Source organism: Pseudoalteromonas luteoviolacea NCIMB 1944, assembly GCF_001625565.1.
GTDB lineage: Bacteria > Pseudomonadota > Gammaproteobacteria > Enterobacterales > Alteromonadaceae > Pseudoalteromonas > Pseudoalteromonas luteoviolacea_F.
On the sequence record NZ_AUXS01000075.1, the window covers coordinates 244,300 to 263,580 of the forward strand.

At 42.9% G+C, this 19,281-nt stretch carries 17 protein-coding genes; 12 read left to right on the forward strand and 5 right to left on the reverse strand.

From position 1 onward, the window contains the following. Genes N483_RS23695 through N483_RS23710 form a run of 4 tightly spaced genes read left to right on the forward strand, consistent with a single transcriptional unit; the run spans nucleotide 1 to nucleotide 5,009 of the window. Nucleotides 1-978 (forward strand): PilW family protein, encoded by a 978-nt coding sequence (locus N483_RS23695; RefSeq protein WP_023398601.1) that lies wholly within the window; start codon nucleotides 1-3, stop codon nucleotides 976-978. After that, the gene (locus N483_RS23700) at nucleotides 972-1,463 is read left to right on the forward strand and encodes a pilus assembly PilX family protein (RefSeq protein ID WP_023398602.1); all 492 of its coding nucleotides are present in this window, start codon (nucleotides 972-974) and stop codon (nucleotides 1,461-1,463) included. Before N483_RS23695 ends, N483_RS23700 begins: the two co-directional genes overlap by 7 nt. Continuing rightward, nucleotides 1,460-4,603, forward strand: coding sequence for a pilus assembly protein (locus N483_RS23705; protein WP_023398603.1), 3,144 nt, complete (start codon nucleotides 1,460-1,462; stop codon nucleotides 4,601-4,603). Before N483_RS23700 ends, N483_RS23705 begins: the two co-directional genes overlap by 4 nt. After that, nucleotides 4,593-5,009, forward strand: a complete 417-nt coding sequence (locus N483_RS23710) for a type IV pilin protein (protein WP_023398604.1) — start codon at nucleotides 4,593-4,595, stop codon at nucleotides 5,007-5,009. The genes N483_RS23705 and N483_RS23710 overlap by 11 nt, the downstream gene beginning before the upstream one ends. On the opposite strand, the gene N483_RS23715 is transcribed toward N483_RS23710, so the two are convergent. Together N483_RS23715 and N483_RS23720 are read right to left on the reverse strand one after the other, a co-directional pair. After that, nucleotides 5,006-5,536, reverse strand: a complete 531-nt coding sequence (locus N483_RS23715) for a GspH/FimT family pseudopilin (RefSeq protein WP_052027366.1) — start codon at nucleotides 5,534-5,536, stop codon at nucleotides 5,006-5,008. The two genes, N483_RS23710 and N483_RS23715, sit on opposite strands and share 4 nt — an antisense overlap. 187 nt (nucleotides 5,537-5,723) lie before the next feature. Continuing rightward, entirely contained in the window at nucleotides 5,724-6,263 is a 540-nt protein-coding gene (locus N483_RS23720) for a GspH/FimT family pseudopilin (RefSeq protein WP_023398606.1), read from the reverse strand. Between the two features lie 132 nt (nucleotides 6,264-6,395). Here N483_RS23720 and N483_RS23725 point away from each other — a divergent pair, with 132 nt between their 5' ends. Then, complete coding sequence (locus N483_RS23725; RefSeq protein ID WP_023398607.1) at nucleotides 6,396-6,734, forward strand: P-II family nitrogen regulator; 339 nt, start codon at nucleotides 6,396-6,398, stop codon at nucleotides 6,732-6,734. 53 nt (nucleotides 6,735-6,787) lie between these two features. On the opposite strand, the gene N483_RS23730 is transcribed toward N483_RS23725, so the two are convergent. After that, complete coding sequence (locus N483_RS23730) at nucleotides 6,788-7,546, reverse strand: outer membrane protein assembly factor BamD (RefSeq protein WP_023398608.1); 759 nt, start codon at nucleotides 7,544-7,546, stop codon at nucleotides 6,788-6,790. 123 nt (nucleotides 7,547-7,669) lie between these two features. Here N483_RS23730 and rluD point away from each other — a divergent pair, with 123 nt between their 5' ends. From rluD to N483_RS23760, 6 genes are all read left to right on the forward strand, one after another. Continuing rightward, nucleotides 7,670-8,647 (forward strand): 23S rRNA pseudouridine(1911/1915/1917) synthase RluD, encoded by a 978-nt coding sequence (gene rluD / locus N483_RS23735; protein WP_023398609.1) that lies wholly within the window; start codon nucleotides 7,670-7,672, stop codon nucleotides 8,645-8,647. Between the two features lie 4 nt (nucleotides 8,648-8,651). After that, nucleotides 8,652-9,377, forward strand: a complete 726-nt coding sequence (gene pgeF, locus N483_RS23740) for a peptidoglycan editing factor PgeF (protein WP_023398610.1) — start codon at nucleotides 8,652-8,654, stop codon at nucleotides 9,375-9,377. Nucleotides 9,378-9,455: 78 nt separating this feature from the next. Then, on the forward strand, nucleotides 9,456-12,032 hold the full coding sequence (gene clpB, locus N483_RS23745; protein WP_063383397.1) for an ATP-dependent chaperone ClpB: 2,577 nt from the start codon (nucleotides 9,456-9,458) through the stop codon (nucleotides 12,030-12,032). 136 nt (nucleotides 12,033-12,168) lie between these two features. After that, nucleotides 12,169-13,104 (forward strand): NADP-dependent oxidoreductase, encoded by a 936-nt coding sequence (locus N483_RS23750; protein ID WP_023398613.1) that lies wholly within the window; start codon nucleotides 12,169-12,171, stop codon nucleotides 13,102-13,104. Nucleotides 13,105-13,171: 67 nt separating this feature from the next. Further along, entirely contained in the window at nucleotides 13,172-14,749 is a 1,578-nt protein-coding gene (gene gshA, locus N483_RS23755; protein WP_023398614.1) for a glutamate--cysteine ligase, read from the forward strand. 117 nt (nucleotides 14,750-14,866) lie between these two features. After that, nucleotides 14,867-15,475 (forward strand): hypothetical protein, encoded by a 609-nt coding sequence (locus N483_RS23760; protein WP_023398615.1) that lies wholly within the window; start codon nucleotides 14,867-14,869, stop codon nucleotides 15,473-15,475. A gap of 67 nt (nucleotides 15,476-15,542) precedes the next feature. On the opposite strand, the gene N483_RS23765 is transcribed toward N483_RS23760, so the two are convergent. Together N483_RS23765 and N483_RS23770 are read right to left on the reverse strand one after the other, a co-directional pair. Then, complete coding sequence (locus N483_RS23765; RefSeq protein WP_036975671.1) at nucleotides 15,543-16,823, reverse strand: HlyC/CorC family transporter; 1,281 nt, start codon at nucleotides 16,821-16,823, stop codon at nucleotides 15,543-15,545. A gap of 82 nt (nucleotides 16,824-16,905) precedes the next feature. Continuing rightward, complete coding sequence (locus N483_RS23770) at nucleotides 16,906-17,709, reverse strand: cytochrome C assembly family protein (protein WP_023398617.1); 804 nt, start codon at nucleotides 17,707-17,709, stop codon at nucleotides 16,906-16,908. 163 nt (nucleotides 17,710-17,872) lie between these two features. Between N483_RS23770 and ffh the strand changes: the two genes are divergently transcribed. Continuing rightward, nucleotides 17,873-19,252: a signal recognition particle protein gene (gene ffh / locus N483_RS23775; protein ID WP_023398618.1), complete on the forward strand. Its 1,380-nt coding sequence runs from the start codon at nucleotides 17,873-17,875 to the stop codon at nucleotides 19,250-19,252. Nucleotides 19,253-19,281: the final 29 nt, after the last annotated feature.

The following is a 19,281-nucleotide window of genomic DNA, read 5'->3' on the forward strand; positions in this document are numbered from 1 at the left end:
ATGCGTCAGCGTGGCTTCACCCTGATTGAAATATTGATCTCCTTGTTTATTGGAGCGATTCTCCTCGGAGGTGTGGTAGCTACCTACGTGAGCATGCGCGTAACAACAAAAGATACAATGGCGATAGGGGAGCTGCAAGAAATAGGGCGATTATCATTGACTTTATTGCGCAGAGATCTGGAGCAAATTGGTTTTTGGGGGACGTTCTACGATAAGAATTTCAGTGCCAATAACTCAAGTGGTCCGGCGAACCCTGCTGGTGATTGTTTTGGTGGTCTCAATAACGGCAGCTTTCCAAACTTATCACCAACAAATTTTCGGCCTATTTTTGCAGAATATAGCACTAACGGAAACGCGTTGGACTGCATTACGGGCGCCAAAAAAAATACCGAAGTGTTACAGCTGAAGTTTTTAGAAGGTGACAGGATTACCAATGGTGTTGTAAGTGCTAATAAGTACTACTTTATTGCGCAACAAGAGCAAGGTGACTTTATATCGGGCCCCAGCTTTACAGGCTTGCCGAACGTTAATGCAACGCTGTGGCCCTATAGCCACCATGCGTATTTTATCCAAGAGCAGCAGATCACCATCGACAATGTACAGCTTACAATCCCAGTATTGAGCCGTAAACGACTGACCGTAAATGGAGATATGACTACCGAAACGGTTATTGAAGGTGTCGAGGACATACGCTTTCTTTTTGGTATTGATCTAGACGGTGATAGTCGTGTAGATGGTTATCGCAGTGTAAAGCAAATGACAGCAGCTGATTGGGAGAGATCCGAAGGCGTTTTAACAGTCCAAGTAATTGTCTTAGTTAGGTCTTTGGAACCCGATCCTGGTATTAAATTGAAAAATCAAACATACACTTTGGGAAGTGATAACGACAAAGTCGTACGCACCTTTTCAGATAGTTATCGGCGAACGGTGTTTTCGACGACAGTTCAGCTTTATAACATGGGGTCTTCAGCATGGTAAATCAGGCTAAGCAGCGCGGTATGGTGCTTATTGTATCAATGGTCTTAATCGTGGCTGTAACGAGTATTGCTGTGACTTTGATGAGCAGCAGCACCATTGATATCAAGATCACTAACGCGGCACAGGAGCGTGAGACTGCGGAAGCCTATTTGATGGGTGAAGTACAACGTCTCGTAAAGAATCAAAAGCAATTGTTTGGCGCCAGCAAGTTTCACTTAACCAATGGACAGATCGATGAAAATGACAATGGTGTGCATACGTTTGATAACCAAGATCTAAACAACCCAGTTGATTACGAGTTAAGAAATTTAAATAGAGGCCAGTTGGAAGTGCCGTGTCCTCGTATATATAGCTATACAGAGGGCGTTGTCTGTAATATGACCGAATTAACAAGTTCTGTTGAGTATGGTGATCAAGGTCGTCATACGGTCACAGTTGTGATTGGTATCGGTCAAGAAATCCAAGATATTAAGGCAAATCAATGATGTACTTTAAACGATTACTTTTTTTCTGCCTTGTTATTAGCAGTGCCGTAAATGCCGAAGACATTGAACTTTATGTTAAACACGATGTGAGTGGTTCTGAGAAGTCACGTGTCATTGTTATTTTTGATACCTCAGGCAGCATGGCGTGGGATGTGGTTGATGGAAAACGTTGTTATGAATATAGATATAGACGGTTTTATTCAACAGAGTGTTTTGATACCTCGAAAACATCTAAACGGTGTTACAAATACATCAATGGTCGATATCGTTCAGTCAATTGTGGTGACAGCCGATTAAAAGTGGCGCAATCAGCAATGACGACATTGGTCAACGACAATCCTGATTTTGACTTTGGTTTGATGCGTTTGTATTCCAGTTCAGGTGGATATGTATTAAATGGTATTGGCGCAGATCCAAGTGTTGTTGTCAGTAAAATTAACGCTTTGCGGGCCAGTGGTAACACCCCCTTGGCAGAAACCTTGTGGGAGTCTTACTTATATCTGACTGGCAAAGCGATAGACTATGGTTACAATGGCGGCAATGATAGGGACAAATCAATTGAGTCCAATGGGCGTTACAAATCGCCTTTTGCCCCAGTTGCAGGTGCACCAGAACGCTGTGATACCTCGACAAATATTATCTTAATGACCGACGGTGACCCAACTAGTGATACGGGGAAAAACCAAGCCATTTCTGATGAGCACTATAGGGTGTTTGGCTCTTATCCATCTCGAGTTTCAAATAGCTATTTGAACTCATTGGCAAAATTGATGCGCGGCACCTCTCAAACACAAGTTGATCTATACCCGACAACGGCAGATAAACAAGATTTTGCGCGTGTATATACCATTGGCTTTGGCACAGGTATGTCTAATGCAGGTAAAGCGCTTTTACAGCAAACAGGTGAAGTTGATGGCGGGGGGGATTATCTCCACGCAAATACTGCATCTCAGTTGTCTGAAGCTCTGAAGCTAACTATCTCAAAAATACGCGAGCAAAGTGACAGTTTCTCATCTCCTTCTGTATCAACGAGTAGTTCAGATTTAAGCCGTAGTGGTGACTCTGTGTATTTCACGATGTTTTACCCAGAAACACATACACGTTGGGCTGGTAACTTGAAAAAGTTAAAGGTCACGGGCGGAGTTGTACATGGAGTGGGTACGACCTCCAATGCGATCAATGATAAAGGCCAAATTGATAAATCTGTTACGACGTATTGGTCAAACCCCAGAGGGAAAGATGGCAATGTCGTACTAGAGGGCGGCGTAAATTATCAATTAACTGAGCGACAAACTACACGCAAACTCTATTCAGATTTTGGCAAAGGCACTTTATATAACTTTGATTACAACACTGCATTAAATGCGCACCAAGGTTCTCTTGTTAATTTGGCTGCTAAATTTGGCAGTACAACTTCTCAAGTGCAAAAGACAATTTCATGGGCAAGAGGGTTGGATGTTGATGATCAAAATGGCAACCGCATCACCAATGAAAGACGCAATGATATATTTGGTGACCCCCTTCACTCTAGACCTGTAACAATTGATTACGGCAACAATGACTTAAGGGTCATTGTAGGCACTAATGCGGGTTTCTTGCACATGTTTAAAGACAAGGGAGACACCGTTGAGGAAAGCTGGGCGTTTATTCCAGACTCACTATTGAAAGTATTACAACCTCTGAGAAATCGTAAGCAAGATACTAAGTTATACGGTATGGATGGCCCTATTACTGTGTATTTTTGGGATAAAAACGATAGCGGTGTAGTAGATCCTGGTGAAAAAGTATGGCTGATTGCAGGCATGCGACGGGGCGGAAACGAATACTTTGGTTTTGATATTACAGTGCCTGATCGACCTCGATTAATGTGGGGTGGGCCTATCAAAGGTGGGGTTGGTGATTATGCCGAGTTAGCACAATCTTGGTCTAAGCCGATTGTATCCTTTATTACAGCGCAGCCAAATAAGCCTGTACTGATATTTGGCGCGGGCTACGATACAAATAAAGACAATGCACTGTTTTCTGAAGACAGCAAAGGTCGCGGTATTTATATTGTTGATTTAGAAAGTGGTAAGCCAATATGGTCGTTGACACCTAGCAATGGTTTTAAAGGCAAGCACAGTATTGCTGCCGATGTCAGTGTACTTGACTCTGATTATGATGGCTTTGTAGACAGGATTTATGCCGCGGATACAGGTGGTGGCATTTGGCGAATGGACTTACCGAGCGCATCTCCGAATGATAAAGACGCGCCGTGGACGCATTTTATGTTTGCCAATCTGAGCGGTGGAAAAGATGATGCAAAACGCCGTTTTTTCTATCGCCCTATGATCGCCAGAACCTATTTTAGCAAGGTCACTGTAGAGATTGTTGATGGCAAACCAACAAAAATAAGGCGAGATGTGCCTTATGAAGGGATATTGATCGGTAGTGGTAACCGGGCTAAGCCAACCTCTACACATGTTAAAAACTTCTTGTTTATGCTCAGAGATGAATATACTAAAACGCAATCTTTTACCTCTGAGAATACACCAGCTACAATCAAGGCGAGCCAATTATTCAATGTTACCAACGACCCGTTTAAGGCCAATTTGAACAGCTATGAGAATTTTACGACTCAAGAAGCGGAGTTGGGTAAAGCGAAAGGTTGGAAAATTAGACTTCAATCTGGCGAAAAGTCACTGTCAGCGGCGACAGCAATAGGCGGTTTGGCCTATTTTACATCTTTTTCTCCGACGACTGTGTCTCAGAATCAATGTGCGATAGGTGAAGGTACTGGATATTTGTATATTGTCCATTTGCACTATGGCATGCAGGTATTCCAATTACGCCGCTATCGCACCACAGCAACTCTGCCTGATACACCCAGAACACATTATGATGTATATGAAGATCCGATCACCAAGAAAAAGACGGTAAAAGCTAAGATTATTAGCCCCACAGTGATAAAAGAGGATGCCATTGATCCTATGTTTGGTAACAACCCAGCAGATGGCATAGATCCGCAACGGCTTGAGCCACCCAATGTGTACAAAAACGCTGATGGGTCTGCAAATGTGCCCAGTGTATCGCCTTTGACGATAACTTATGAAACAAGACAATTGTTTATTTATAAGAAAGAAGATAATGATGAAAAGTGATAGACGGCTTCACACAGGTTTTACTTTGATAGAGCTAGTAATTGTGGTTGCTATTGTTGGTATTTTAGCAACCTTAGCTTACCCAAATTACTCTAATTATTTAAAACGCGGTGCGCGCTCAGACGCTATGACCCTGTTGCTTGACGGTGCAAACAAGCAGGAGCAGTACTTTGTGGACAACCGAGAGTATGCGAGTAAGTTATCAGATATTGGCATACCAACAACTAGCGAAAACGGTTACTTTACCATTACAGTTGTACTGAGCAATGGCGGGTATACTTTGACTGCAACTGCGGCAAGTGGCCCTGTCAGTGGAGATACAGAGTGTACTACGCTGTCAATAAACAATTTGGGTATTAAGTCTGTTACAGGAACCGGAAGCGCAGATCACTGTTGGGAGCGTTAATACAAGCATCGGGAGGTATCCTTTAGTCTTGTACGCCCGGTTGTGCTCAGGGATAGAGATTTTCCAGACTTTGTACCGTCACTATGTGTGACGCAGTATGTAAATGTGCCATTACCTAGCCCCCATGTGGTGCCTGTGTGTTTAAACGTAATAGCATTTCTTTGGTATGTCAGCTCATCGTTGGCGGCTATTTTTGAAGTTACTCGCAATATGGTGTCTCGGCTATCCAACCATCCCAGCTTGCCTCTATCAATAAACAAAGTCAGCTCCTTGTCCCAGTAACCCCGAGAACAGCGATTTTCGATTAAGGGGCAAAGGGTGATACGTTCACCTGAATATATTGCTTTGAGTCGTGCAAAGCTAACCAGCCTATCTAAATGCATCAAAGCGTTTTTTGGTCTATTAACAATAAGAATTTCACTCATTGAAGGTATGGCGAGCATGATTACAATTGCACAGATCAGCAAAGTGATAATAAGCTCTAGCATTGAAAAGCCTTGTATAGTCCTTTTTCCTACCCACATCATTTACCCTCCGAAGTAACGAATAATAAGTGTTTTAGAAGTGGGTAGAGTTTAAGGGTGAACGCGTATACAACACGTTAGCTTAGGCCGTCAGGACACATTGAATTATTATTTTTGTATGTCTTTCTACGATAAAATGATGTGATATGAAAAGGTTAATCTTTCCCATCAAAATTGACACCGCCAAGATTTAAGTGCAAGTTTGGGCGGTGTCTCCGGTAAACAACGCTGTACCAGCTTGGGTAATACTCAGGCTTTGATTTTGCGTGGTTGTTCCGTTAGGACAATATATAAAATTGCCGTTTTGTCCATTACCCAAGCGACCGCTGGAATCAAATTTTAGTGATGCTACTGGGTAATTCAGCGTATCGTTTTCGGTTACTTTTTCCATTACTCTGAGAATATCATCGGTATTTACCGTGAAAGTGCCATTATTGTCTCGATCAACAAAAATAACGATACGATTACTTTGCCAATCTGCTAAACAATTAAAGTCTCTGTTTTCCAGTAGCAGCTTTTCTAATACCGGGCAAACAATGACAATTTCGTCACTCGCAGTTGCTTTTGCTCTGGCAAACGTAACGCTGCGTTTGAGCTCTAGTAAAAAACTCTGTGCACGGTTTTCATGATAGGTGGTGTTAGTAAAGAAAAATGTAAGGGAGGCCAAAACGCCTAAAATGGCAACTGTCATTAACAATTCCAGTAAGCTCATGCCGTGTTGGTGTCGCATGGAAAGCTCCTAATCTAGGCTGGTGTTGATACTTTATTTTGCGCCTTTTCAATATATTATTCAACTGCTATGTTTGCCTTGCTTGCCCCTATTGTCTAAAATCGACGCATTACCAGAGGAAGCATGATAATCATGAAGAAGATTGAAGCAATTATTAAACCATTTAAGTTAGATGATGTGAGAGAAGCCCTGTCAGATATCGGCATAACCGGTATGACCGTGTGTGAAGTTAAAGGTTTTGGACGTCAAAAAGGCCATACAGAGTTATACCGTGGTGCAGAGTATATGGTTGATTTCCTACCGAAAGTGAAATTAGACATTGTATTGGCAGAAGAAGATGTTGAGCGTGCAATTGACGTTATTTTAAAAACGGCACAAACAGGTAAAATCGGCGATGGTAAGATATTTGTCACTGAAGTTGAGCGTGTTGTTAGGATCCGTACAGGTGAAGAAGACGAAGAAGCAATTTAATATTGCTTTGATTGCTTGTTGATCAGGCATCAGTGATGCCTGATCAGATACAATTAACGCTGATTAAGTGCTTTCGTTTTTCTCACGTTTTCACTCAATTCTGTTAATCCTAGCTTGTCGTAGCTTTTTTCCATCATATCCAGCGCTTCAAGTAAATAGCTGCTCTGAGAGTAGTGCTCAACAACATACTTACCTCTGTTTGCCGCCGCAAGGTATGCTTCACGCTCATAGTAATAATTGGCAATTTTTAGCTCATAGCGTGCCATTTTGTTAAGTAACCATGCTAAGCGCTTTTTCGCTTCGGGTGTGTAGCTGCTGTCAGGGTAGTTTTTGACCAAAGTTGATAAGTCTTGAAATGCGACACGCGTTTTGCTGACATCTCGGTCTGCGCGATCTACACCAAAGTACTCTTGGAATGCGTTTTCGTCAGCCTTAATATTAACAAGGCCACGCATATAGTACATGTAATCAAGATTCTTATGGTTTGGATTTAAGCGAATAAAACGGTCAATGGTTGCAAGCGCTTGATCTACGTTCCCAGTTTGGTAGTAGGCATAGACCAAATCCATTTGTACTTGTCTCGAATAAGGGCCAAACGGATAGCGGGCATTAATTGCACCAAGCAGTTGAATGGCTCTGGCATATAAGCCTGAGTCTAGAGTGCGTTTAGCATCGTCATACAAAGCTTGTACTGACTTATTCGGTACACGTTCAATCTCTTCTTGTTCTGGTGCTGAAGAACATGCAGCTAATCCTAGTATAGATGCGCTAATAAACACTGCTGCAGCGCGTTTTCCCAACTTCATTATCATTTTATTTTACTACCTTCGTTGTCTTCGGCTAGGCCAAGTCGGTAAAACCGAGTAAACTATGCATTTATGCGATTCTAACCCAGTCGAGCGAGGCTTGCACTGGTAATTTAGGTAAAGTTACACATGTCAGAGCAAATTTCTCTACAAGCCGAAGTGCCAATCGAGTTAGGCGGTAAACGTCTAGACCAAATATTAGCGCAATTGTTCCCAGATTTTTCACGTTCAAGAATAAAAACTTGGATTTTAGATGAAAAGGTGACAGTTAATGGTCAAACATTGAGCACACCGAAAGAAAAACTATTTGGTGGTGAAGTCGTAGAGATCGAAACACAAATAGAAGCAGAGCGCGAATACGAAGCACAAGATATTGCATTAGATATTGTTTATGAAGATGAAGATATCCTTGTGATCAATAAACCAATGGGCTTGGTCGTTCACCCAGGAGCCGGTAATCCAAATGGCACTGTGCTAAACGCATTACTATATCATCATCCAGATATTATCAACGTGCCTCGTGCCGGCATTGTTCATCGTCTGGATAAAGACACAACAGGTCTGATGGTTGTTGCAAAAACTATTCAGGCGCAAACCCACTTGGTAAAAAACCTTCAAGCACGAACCAACTTTACCCGTGAGTATGAAGCTATCTGTAATGGCACTATGACGGCAGGTGGTGTAATTGAAAAGCCGATTGGGCGTCATGCTACTAAACGCACCCATATGGCCGTACATGAAATGGGCAAGCCTGCAATCACACATTACCGTGTTGCTGAAAAATTTAGAGCACATACGCGCTTGAGGTTACGCTTGGAAACGGGTAGAACACACCAAATCCGTGTACATATGGCTTATTTGAAACACCCTCTAATAGGTGATCAACTATATAATGGCCGTCCTTGTCCTCCGAAAAATGCGTCAGCAGAGTTTTTAGATACATTACGTAGTTTTAAGAGACAAGCATTACATGCGGTTAAACTCAGTATCGCACACCCTATTACAGGTGAAAAAATGACTTGGGAAGCACCAATCCCGGATGATATGCAAGCGCTCACTGACATGTTAAGGGCTGATACTAAAGCTAACCCACAAATTGAATACTAGTCATATGATAGTGCCTCAATGGCCTGTGCAACATCAAGTCGGTGCTGTATCCAGCACCCGCTTGGGTGGGCACTCATGCGCGCCTTATGACTCCTTTAATCTTGCCTACCACGTGGGAGATAACAGCGAGCATGTTGCAAAGAATCGAGCAAGATTAGAAAGTTACCTGCCAGCACCGCCAATTTGGGTTGATCAAGTACATGGCTGCGATGTGCACGTAGTTGATACAAACACAGATGCTAACCTACTCGTCAGTGCCGATGCTCTATACACTCGAACAAGACGACAGCCATTGGCCATCATGACCGCAGATTGCCTACCTGTTCTAATCACCAGCCGGTGTGGCAGTGAAGTTGCCGCAGGCCATGGTGGTTGGCGACCATTGGCTGGAGGGATCATTGCAAAAATGGTGCGCCATTTTGAGACTGCTCCAGATCAACTTGTAGCATGGTTGGGACCTGCAATTGGTCGCAATGCCTTTGAGGTTGGCACGGAAGTTAAAGATACTTTTATAGCACAGTCCCCTGAACTGTCAGAGGCATTTAGAGCCATTGGTAATGGGAAATATCTCGCAGATATTTTTTCAATTGCTCAGATGCAGCTGCAAGCTCTCAATGTGAATGACATCTATACTGATAAGCTATGTACCTATAGTGACAAAGAACAATTCTTTTCATATCGACGTGATGGCCAGTGTGGTCGCATGGCCACGGTGATCTGGCGCAAATAAATTCCCTTCGCCACTTGAACAAATTCGCAAAAGGACCCACTTAAAGAAGTAGTTAAGATTACTTAGGTGTGGAGTCTCATGCGTTTAGATAGATTTACCAGCAAATTCCAAAGTGCGTTGTCAGACGCCCAATCTCTAGCTTTAGGCAGAGATCATCAATTTATTGAACCTGTGCATTTAATGTATGCTTTGTTACAGCAAACAGGCTCAAGTGTTAGGGCGCTATTTGCCCAAGCGGGTGTCAGCGCAGATGAACTCAATACCAAATTATCCCAATCTATAGAGCGGCTTTTCAAAGTTGAAGGGGTTGGCGGAGATGTGCAGCTATCGAACACGCTGATTTCGCTTATCAATCTCTGTGATAAATATGCACAAAAGCGTAAAGATAAATATATTTCCAGTGAAGTATTTGTATTTGCAGCGTGTGAAGACAAAGGGGAGCTGGGCGATATATTCCGGGCGCTGAATATTACCCAAGATAAGGTTGAAAAAGCCATTAAGGCTATCCGTGGCGGCCAAAAGGTCGACGACCCAAATGCGGAGGAAACACGTCAGGCACTCGAGAAATACACAATCGACCTAACCGAGCGAGCAGAGCAAGGTAAATTAGATCCCGTAATTGGTCGAGATGACGAAATTAGACGAACAATTCAGGTGCTGCAACGACGCACAAAAAACAATCCTGTTCTCATAGGAGAGCCGGGCGTTGGTAAAACCGCGATTGTCGAAGGCTTAGCTCAGCGCATAGTCAATGGGGAAGTGCCTGAGGGGTTAAAACACAAACGTGTGTTATCTCTGGATCTGGGAGCGCTCGTTGCTGGGGCTAAATACCGTGGTGAATTTGAAGAGCGTTTGAAGTCTGTTCTAAACGAGTTAGCCAAAGAAGAAGGCAGTGTGATTTTATTTATCGATGAGATCCACACAATGGTCGGTGCAGGCAAAACCGATGGCGCAATGGATGCTGGAAATATGTTGAAGCCTGCACTGGCACGAGGTGAACTCCATTGTGTGGGCGCGACGACGCTGGATGAATATCGTCAATATATTGAAAAAGATGCAGCGCTGGAAAGGCGTTTCCAAAAAGTATTTGTCTCAGAGCCAACGGTCGAAGACACCATTGCCATTTTACGCGGATTGAAAGAGCGTTATGAACTGCACCACTCAGTTGATATTACAGATCCTGCAATCGTTGCCGCGGCAAATTTATCACACCGCTATATCAGCGACAGACAGCTTCCTGATAAAGCCATAGATCTGATCGACGAAGCGGGATCATCTATTCGTTTGCAAATTGACTCAAAACCTGAGCAGCTTGATAAGTTAGAAAGGCGCATAATTCAATTGAAGCTCGAAGACAATGCGCTGGCGAAAGAAAAAGATGAAGCCAGTCAAAAACGCCGCACTGAAATGCAAACTTTGATTGCACAACTGGAATCTGAGTATACAGAACTTGATGAAGTTTGGAATGCTGAGAAAGCGTCATTGCAAGGCACACAAGTGATCAAAGCCGAGCTGGAACAGGCAAGACTTGATCTGGAGGTAGCGCGCCGCGCGAGTGACTTACAACGTATGTCTGAACTGCAATACGGTAGGATCCCAGCATTGGAACGCAAGCTAGATTTGGCTTCTCAGGCCGAAATGCAAGAAATGAGCCTGCTGAAAAACCAAGTTTCTGAAGACGAAATTGCTGAAATTTTGTCACGTTGGACGGGGATCCCGGTCGCAAAAATGCTCCAAGGAGAGCGTGAAAAACTACTCCATATGGAAGATGAACTTCATCAAAAAGTCATTGGTCAAGACGAGGCTGTTAACGCCATTGCAAATGCAATTCGTCGCTCTCGAGCGGGTCTTGCAGATCCAAATCGTCCTATTGGCTCATTCTTATTTTTGGGCCCAACGGGGGTAGGTAAAACAGAGCTGACCAAGGCACTGGCCAATTTTATGTTTGATACAGAAGATGCCATGGTACGCATCGATATGTCAGAGTTTATGGAAAAACATTCGGTTGCACGTTTAGTGGGGGCGCCTCCTGGCTACGTTGGCTATGAAGAGGGCGGTTACCTCACGGAAGCTGTGCGTCGTCGGCCTTACTCAGTGGTATTACTTGATGAAGTAGAAAAGGCGCACCCTGATGTGTTTAATATTTTATTGCAAGTGCTAGATGACGGTCGATTAACCGACGGCCAAGGGAGAACTGTTGACTTCAAGAATACGGTGATCATTATGACTTCAAACTTGGGCTCAGATGTGATCCAAGAGCAAGCTGGAAACAATGATTTTGTGGCATTAAAAAGCAAACTGATGGATGTTTTAAGTACTCAGTTTAGACCCGAGTTTATCAACCGAATTGATGAAACCGTTGTGTTCCATCCTCTGATTACCGAGCACATAAAACAGATCGCGCGTATTCAACTAGATAAGTTGTCTACTCGTCTTAAAGACAATGGTTTTGCGTTTGAGGTCAGTGAACAGGCGCTTGAAAAGATTGCGCAAAGTGGCTTCGATCCTGTTTTTGGTGCCAGACCTTTGAAAAGAGCAATTCAGCAGTATATTGAAAACCCGTTAGCACAAAGTCTATTGCAGGGTGACTTCAACGGTAACACCATGATAGCTGTGGATATTGAAGATGACAAAATTCAATTTAATGGCCGCTAAACCAAGCTTGTAAGCGGTTTTTGGAGATTGTCTCTATTTGTTATGAACCCCCTAAAGAACACGATGAAGTTGTTTGGGGGGTCTTGCTTTTATATGGTAAATTTAACAACTATTTAGTCGATCTTGATGAAAATAAATGAATAAAAAATACATACAAGCTGGCGTTGTGCGTTTTGGCACCGCTGATAGACTTCAATCACAAACTATGTCCATGCCATCACTGGAGCCTGAACAAGTTTTTATTCGTGTTATCTCATCTTCAGTCAACCCCATTGATGTTAAAACTCGCGCTGGTTTGGGCTACGTAGCTCAATCTAAAGCCGAAGATGCATTTTTGCCCCTCGGTTATGATGTTTACGGAGTGGTTGAGGAAATTGGCGAGCAAGCTAAAGGTGTCAAGGTTGGTGATACTGTTTTAGGTATGGCTGGGTTTCCAACTAAACCGGGCTGTTATGCAAGTCATGTAACGGCGCAGCACAACGAATTAATTGTGGTCGATGCGAAAGTTTCTGAGCACTTAGCGGGTCTGAGTCTTGCGGGGTTAACTGCATTGCAGGCATTAGAAAAGCTCAATGTAGATGGTGGCACGCTATTTATCAATGCACCAACGGGTGGCGTTGGTCATTTGGCGCTGCAATTGGCATCGCGTAAAGGCTTTGATGTAGTTGCTGTAACGTCGCGCAAGGCGACGATGAAGGCAATGAACTTTGATGTTCCAATGATGTCATACGATGAATTTTTTATGCAAGTAAGAACTGGCCAGCTGCTAGACTTAGTCGGTGGAGAGCTCGCTTGCAATATGTTGTCAAACATGAAAAGCGGCGCGGCATTTGTCACGGTACCGTCAATAACAAAAGATGAGGTTATTGCGCATGCTGCATCATGTGATGCGCATGGTGAGGGTATGTTAGTACACGCAAATTCCAATCAGCTTGATGAACTGTATCAAGCTGTCGCAACACAACAACTACGCATTGTTGTGAGCAAAAAATTTAAACTAGATGAGATTGCTTTGGCTCACAAGTTTATTGAGCAAGGCGAGCACTTTGGTAAAGTAATTATTGTGGCTTGAGTATTTTAAATTTGCCCCCATTGAAGGTGGCATAACTTAAGCTTGGTCCGAGCCTCGAGGTATTTTTTTGAAACACACTAATTTAGAAAGCAAGTTAGATACACTTGCCAACACTGCGCTTGTCCCTTCTTTATCGAGTATCCAGCGTGGTATTGAACGAGAAGCTTTACGGATCCAGCCATCCGGCAAAATTGCTAAAACGTCTCACCCAAAAGGTGTAGGACACCCGCTCACACATAACTCAATCACAACAGACTTTTCAGAGTCTTTACTTGAGTTTATCACGCCTGTAAGCTCGTCGGCTGAGCAAACCTTGTCTCAACTAAGAGATCTACAGAAATACACATTGGCAAATATGGGCGATGAAATGCTCTGGCCTATGAGTATGCCTTGTTTTATTGAAGATCAAGACGATATTGTGCTGGCGCAGTTTGGTAACTCAAATATCGGTAAAATGAAAACCTTGTACCGAGAAGGGTTGAAAAATCGTTATGGCAGCATGATGCAAGCAATTGCGGGTGTACACTTTAACATGTCGTTTCCTGACGCTTTTTGGGATGCGCTTAAGGCCGCTGAGCAAGATCAATCAACCCTGCAAGACTTTATATCAAATAAGTACTTGGGCTTGATCCGAAACTTTAAACGAGAGCTTTGGTTAATTAGCTACTTATTTGGAGCATCTCCTGCCCTGTGTCGTTCATTTTTGCAAGGGAAAGAAAGTGACCTACCGTTTGAAGCGTCAGGTAAAGGTACGTTGTATTTGGCAAATGGCACGGCATTGAGGTTAGGAGATCTCGGTTATACAAACAGCGCACAGTCTTCGCTTAAAGTAATGTATAACAGCCTCCCTGAATATGTTAAAGGGTTGCAAACTGCTATTCGCTGTCGTTCAGATTTGTACGAAAGTATTGATGATTACCGAGCTTCTGAGCCAAAACAACTCAATAAAAATATTCTCCAAATTGAAAACGAATTTTATTCGCCAATTCGTCCCAAACGTAATGCTAATCCACAAGAGACGCCAACACAGGCACTCTCTCGTGGTGGCATAGAGTATATTGAGATCCGTGCTCTCGATGTGAATCCGTTCTCCGATACCGGGATTAGCTTGGAGCAGATCCGGTTTTTGGATGTATTTTTGACTTATTGTCTGCTAAAAGATTCTCCAGAGATGGATTGGGACGAGCAGCAAGTTTCTGATAAAAATCTGCAAAGTGTCATTAGCACAGGCAGAGATACAGAAACTCAGTTACAGCAAGGTGACTCAGTTGTCTCGGTGGAAGCGTGGGCAAAGGGTATCTTCAGTGATTTAACTAAAGTTGCAAGTCTATTTGATAAAGCGCATGGCAACAATGCGTATTCAGATACCATAGCTACTTTGGCAACATGGGTCGATAACCCTGATAAAACTTTTTCAGGGAAGCTGGTAGCGGCCCTTGGTGCGCAAAGTGCTGACTCTTCTGAACAGGCTCTTGACCTTGCGAAACAATACAAAGAGGAACACTTGCAGCGAGCGTATCAGTTTTATCAAGAGGTTGAATTAAACGCACAAGCAGCCCAATCATTCATTGATGAACAAGCGATATGTCAAAGTGACGAGTTGACATTAAAAGCGTTTTTGCAAGACTACTTCGAAAAGGCATAAAAAAACGCAGCCCATGGGGCTGCGTATAAAAATATCAGGGATGAAACAATGCTAAACTGCTGCATTCAAGTACTATGACCCTAGCAAAATGAAAAAGTTCAGGTGAGTTTAAAAAAAATGAGAAAAAAAATAATATTTTTGCCTCTACTCTTAGCATTAACCGGGTGTGCGACAGCGCCACCAAAGCAACCCAATGATATTTGTAAGATTTTTGAAGAAAAAGAAGACTGGTATTACGATGCTCGAGATGCGCAAGAGAAGTGGGGATCACCAAAGCACGTCTTGATGAGTATGATGTATCAAGAAAGCTCATTTAGGCACGATGCTGCACCGCCGATGGAGTATTTTTTGGGCTTTATTCCAATAGGGCGAGCCAGCTCTGCTTATGGTTACTCTCAGGCAAAAACCATGACTTGGAGTGATTATATTCGTGAAACAGGTAATTCAGGTGCAGATAGAGATGATTTTGAGGATGCTATCGACTTCATGGGCTGGTTTGTCTATAAAACCCATAAAGTCAATGGTGTTTCCAAGTGGGATGCTTATGCTCAATACTTAAATTATCATGAAGGGTGGGGCGGATATCGCCGTGGCACGTACAAAAAGAAGCAATGGTTGGTGAAAGTTGCAAATAAGGTTAAGCACCGTGCTTCTCGATACGGAGCCCAACTTCGTAAGTGTGAAGATGATTTAAACAAGAGCTGGTTTGAGAGGTTGTTCTCTTAAGCAGGAAAATAATCTAAATTACTTTGAATAGACAAACGGGTTTAGCAGTGGCTAAACCCGTTTTTGATTACGCTTCTTTTCGTGCAGGCTGTTGCAGTGGGAAAATTTTCACCATCTTGATCATATTTTCTTTCACTTCCATCACTTCCATTGGATAGTTTGCGATTTTTAAACTCAGTTGTGACTCGGGAATATCTTCCAAGTATTCAACAATCAAACCACTCAGAGTTTTTGGCCCTTCAGTAGGAAGCTCCCATCCCATTTCTTTATTCAAGTCACGAATATTCGCGCTCCCATCTACTAGCACAGAGCCATCGCTTTGGACTTTGACTTCATCGCTAGGTGTTGGTGTTTGGGTGGTAGTAAAGTCGCCAACAACCTCTTCGAGAATGTCTTCAAGTGTTACTAAACCTTGAATATCGCCGTATTCATCAACCACTAATCCAATACGCTCTTTATTTTGTTGGAACTTTAACAACTGGGTATTGAGGGAAGTGCCTTCTGGAATAAAGTAAATTTCACGAACTGCGCGTAACAGAGAAGGTTTATCAAATTGTTCTTTGGTCAGCAGACGCAGCGCATCACGAGAGTGAATAAACCCGACCGCATCGTCAATTTGGTCCCGGTACAGAAGTACTCTCGTATGCTGCGCATTGGTAAGTCGGCGGGTAATGTCTTTCCAGTCGTCATTGATATCTATGGCGTTGATTTCGTTGCGCGGGATCATAATATCTTCGACGGTAACCTGCTCTAGATCTAAAATCGACGTTAACATATTGCCGTGGTTTGTAGGCAGCATGGCACTTGATTCATTTACGACTGTTTTTAGCTCTTCTTTACTCAAGCTGTGCTCTTCAATTTGTTCAGGAGAAACACCAAATAATTTTAACATGCCATTTGTGATCCAATTGACAGTGACGACAACAGGGAAAAGGACTTTTAATAGCACTTTCAGTATCACAGAGCTTGGAAAGGCGACCTTTTCGGGATACAGAGCGGCAAGTGTTTTTGGCGTCACTTCAGCAAAAATCAAGATGACTAAAGTCAATGCAAAGGTTGCAACAACAATACCTGCATCTCCTAGTAGGCGCATACCAATGACAGTTGCTACTGCGGATGCAGCAATGTTAACGAGGTTATTACCGATAAGAATAAGGCCGATAAGGCGATCAGGTCTTTTTAGTAGTTTATCGACCCGTTTGGCAGATTTGTTATTCTCTTTAACTAAATGTCTGAGCCTATAGCGATTAATGGACATGATGCCAGTCTCAGAACTTGAGAAATAACCTGATATAAGTATCAGTACGCCGAGTATGATAAACAAGGCGCTGGTAGATATGTCGTCCAACAGAGGATCCCTTTTTTACTTTCGAACGGATATTAAGCGTCAGCACAGGAGCAGAGTCAAGTTCGACACCTAATTTTTTGTATTAAAATTTGTCTAAAATGACTTCCTGAATAAATCGGCTACCAAAATAAGCCAAAGTCACAATGCCAGAAGCGCCAATTACTGCAAATACAACGGGCTTTCCACGCCAGCCAAATTGATGGTGGCCCAATGTAACAGCTGTAAAAATAGTCCATGCAATTAGAGAAAGCACTGTTTTGTGGATAGAGGCTTTAGCAAACATACCATCTAAGAATACAAAACCGGCCAACAGTGCCAAGGTTAAGAGTCCTGTACCTACTGTAAGTAATTGATAAAGTTGGGACTCTACTTGCATTAGTGGGGGTAAGTGGCTATTCATAATTGCCAGGTCTTTGCTTTTTAGACGTTTGTCGATGAAATAAAATTGCACGGCATATAGCGTTGCGATGATCAGAATACAATAGGCCAGCAGTGATAATGAAATATGTGTGACCAAACCAATATCGACATGGATATCATCCATAATAATGTGATGTGGAATAAACAGACTTGCAATCAGTAGGATAGCCGCAAAGCCGTAGACAACGGGTAAGAGTAAAGTTGCGGGAAACTTTAATGAGACTGTTGTCACAGAGACCACAATGACCCAGCAAGTCAACAGCGCAATATTTATGGTACTCAAATCCTGTCCGTGTTGGGTAAACACCGAATTCACTAAAACCAGCATATGGCTCAAAATTGCAACCGTGCTTAGAATAACGGTTAACTTCTGACTTGGGCCTTCTTTGTGGAATAAACGTGAAAGCACGTGTCCGGTTGCTAGTATATAAAACAGGCTCGCCAACAATGACAAAATGATGATCATGAACTTTGTGTCTACTTTCGTGGTCCTTTAATAGGCTATTGTATTTTAAGCCTCGCCGCTTGCATAGACTTTGTAAAAAGAATCTTTGTATAACTTGAATACTGTATTAGTTGCGCGCATATCAGTATAATGTTGCGTAATTACGAGATAGTGGAAGCGATACATGTTTGAGAACCTCCAAGAACGCTTAGGAAAAACGCTTAAAAACATCAGTGGCAGGGGCCGACTGACCGAAGACAATATTAAAGAGACACTACGCGAAGTACGCATGGCTTTATTGGAAGCTGATGTGGCATTGCCTGTGGTACGCGAGTTTGTAAAGCAAGTTAAAGAGCGTGCTGTTGGTGTAGAAGTAACCAAAAGTCTAAGTCCTGGTCAGGTTTTCATTAAAATTGTTCGTGAAGAACTTGAAAAAGCGATGGGTGAAGCTAACGAAGAGCTGAACCTCAACGCACAGCCGCCAGCAGTTGTCATGATGGCTGGTTTACAAGGTGCTGGTAAAACGACCAGTGTCGGTAAACTTGCTAAATTCCTAAAAGAGAAAAAGAAAAAATCTGTGCTGGTTGTCAGTGCTGACGTTTATCGTCCTGCCGCAATCAAACAGCTTGAGACCTTAGCTTCAGAAGTTGATGTTGAGTTTTTCCCAAGTGATATTTCACAAAAGCCTGTTGATATTGCAAACAATGCAGTTAGTCACGCCAAGAAAAAATTCATCGACGTGGTGCTGGTGGATACCGCTGGTCGTCTTCATGTCGATAGCGACATGATGGAAGAGATCAAAGCGCTACACGCGGCGATAAACCCAATTGAAACCCTATTTGTTGTTGACTCCATGACAGGTCAAGATGCGGCAAACACGGCAAAAGCATTTGATGAAGCGCTACCGCTGACAGGTGTGATCTTAACGAAAACTGATGGTGATGCTCGTGGTGGTGCTGCACTGTCAATCCGTAATATAACGGGTAAGCCAATAAAATTTATGGGTGTCGGTGAGCGTACTGACGCTTTAGAGCCATTCCACCCTGATCGTATAGCCTCTCGTATTCTTGGTATGGGTGATGTTTTATCACTGATTGAAGAAGTCGAAGCAAAAGTTGATAAAGACAAAGCGGCTAAGGTTGCAGAAAAGGTATTTAAAGGGGATGGTTTTACCCTTGAAGACTTCGCTGAGCAGTTAAAGCAAATGAAAAACATGGGCGGTATGATGTCCATGCTTGAAAAGCTTCCAGGTATGAATAATTTACCGGATGCGGTTAAAGGACAAGTTAACGACAAAACTTTTAATCAAATGGAAGCGATTATTAGCTCTATGACGCCCAAAGAGCGTGCTCGTCCTGAAATTATCAAAGGCTCGCGTAAGAAGCGTATTGCAGCGGGCTCAGGTACTCAGGTGCAAGACATCAATAAGCTGCTAAAGCAATTTACACAAATGCAGAAAATGATGAAAAAGATGAAAGGCAAAGGCGGCATGATGAAAATGATGCGCGGCATGAAAGGTATGATGCCACCAGGTATGTTTGGCGGCGGTGGCCCCAAGTTTTAATTTGCCAAAAATATAAAAAAGGGAAGTGG

Excerpts from the sequence above, each read along its gene's own strand:
- N483_RS23695 (WP_023398601.1), top strand. The coding sequence starts at position 1 with ATGCGTCAGCGTGGCTTCACCCTGATTGAAATATTGATCTCCTTGTTT.
- N483_RS23700 (WP_023398602.1), top strand. The coding sequence starts at position 972 with ATGGTAAATCAGGCTAAGCAGCGCGGTATGGTGCTTATTGTATCAATG.
- N483_RS23705 (WP_023398603.1), top strand. The coding sequence starts at position 1,460 with ATGATGTACTTTAAACGATTACTTTTTTTCTGCCTTGTTATTAGCAGT.
- N483_RS23710 (WP_023398604.1), top strand. The coding sequence starts at position 4,593 with ATGAAAAGTGATAGACGGCTTCACACAGGTTTTACTTTGATAGAGCTA.
- N483_RS23715 (WP_052027366.1), bottom strand. The coding sequence starts at position 5,536 with ATGATGTGGGTAGGAAAAAGGACTATACAAGGCTTTTCAATGCTAGAG.
- N483_RS23720 (WP_023398606.1), bottom strand. The coding sequence starts at position 6,263 with ATGCGACACCAACACGGCATGAGCTTACTGGAATTGTTAATGACAGTT.
- N483_RS23725 (WP_023398607.1), top strand. The coding sequence starts at position 6,396 with ATGAAGAAGATTGAAGCAATTATTAAACCATTTAAGTTAGATGATGTG.
- N483_RS23730 (WP_023398608.1), bottom strand. The coding sequence starts at position 7,546 with ATGATAATGAAGTTGGGAAAACGCGCTGCAGCAGTGTTTATTAGCGCA.
- rluD (WP_023398609.1), top strand. The coding sequence starts at position 7,670 with ATGTCAGAGCAAATTTCTCTACAAGCCGAAGTGCCAATCGAGTTAGGC.
- pgeF (WP_023398610.1), top strand. The coding sequence starts at position 8,652 with ATGATAGTGCCTCAATGGCCTGTGCAACATCAAGTCGGTGCTGTATCC.
- clpB (WP_063383397.1), top strand. The coding sequence starts at position 9,456 with ATGCGTTTAGATAGATTTACCAGCAAATTCCAAAGTGCGTTGTCAGAC.
- N483_RS23750 (WP_023398613.1), top strand. The coding sequence starts at position 12,169 with ATGAATAAAAAATACATACAAGCTGGCGTTGTGCGTTTTGGCACCGCT.
- N483_RS23760 (WP_023398615.1), top strand. The coding sequence starts at position 14,867 with ATGAGAAAAAAAATAATATTTTTGCCTCTACTCTTAGCATTAACCGGG.
- N483_RS23770 (WP_023398617.1), bottom strand. The coding sequence starts at position 17,709 with ATGATCATCATTTTGTCATTGTTGGCGAGCCTGTTTTATATACTAGCA.
- ffh (WP_023398618.1), top strand. The coding sequence starts at position 17,873 with ATGTTTGAGAACCTCCAAGAACGCTTAGGAAAAACGCTTAAAAACATC.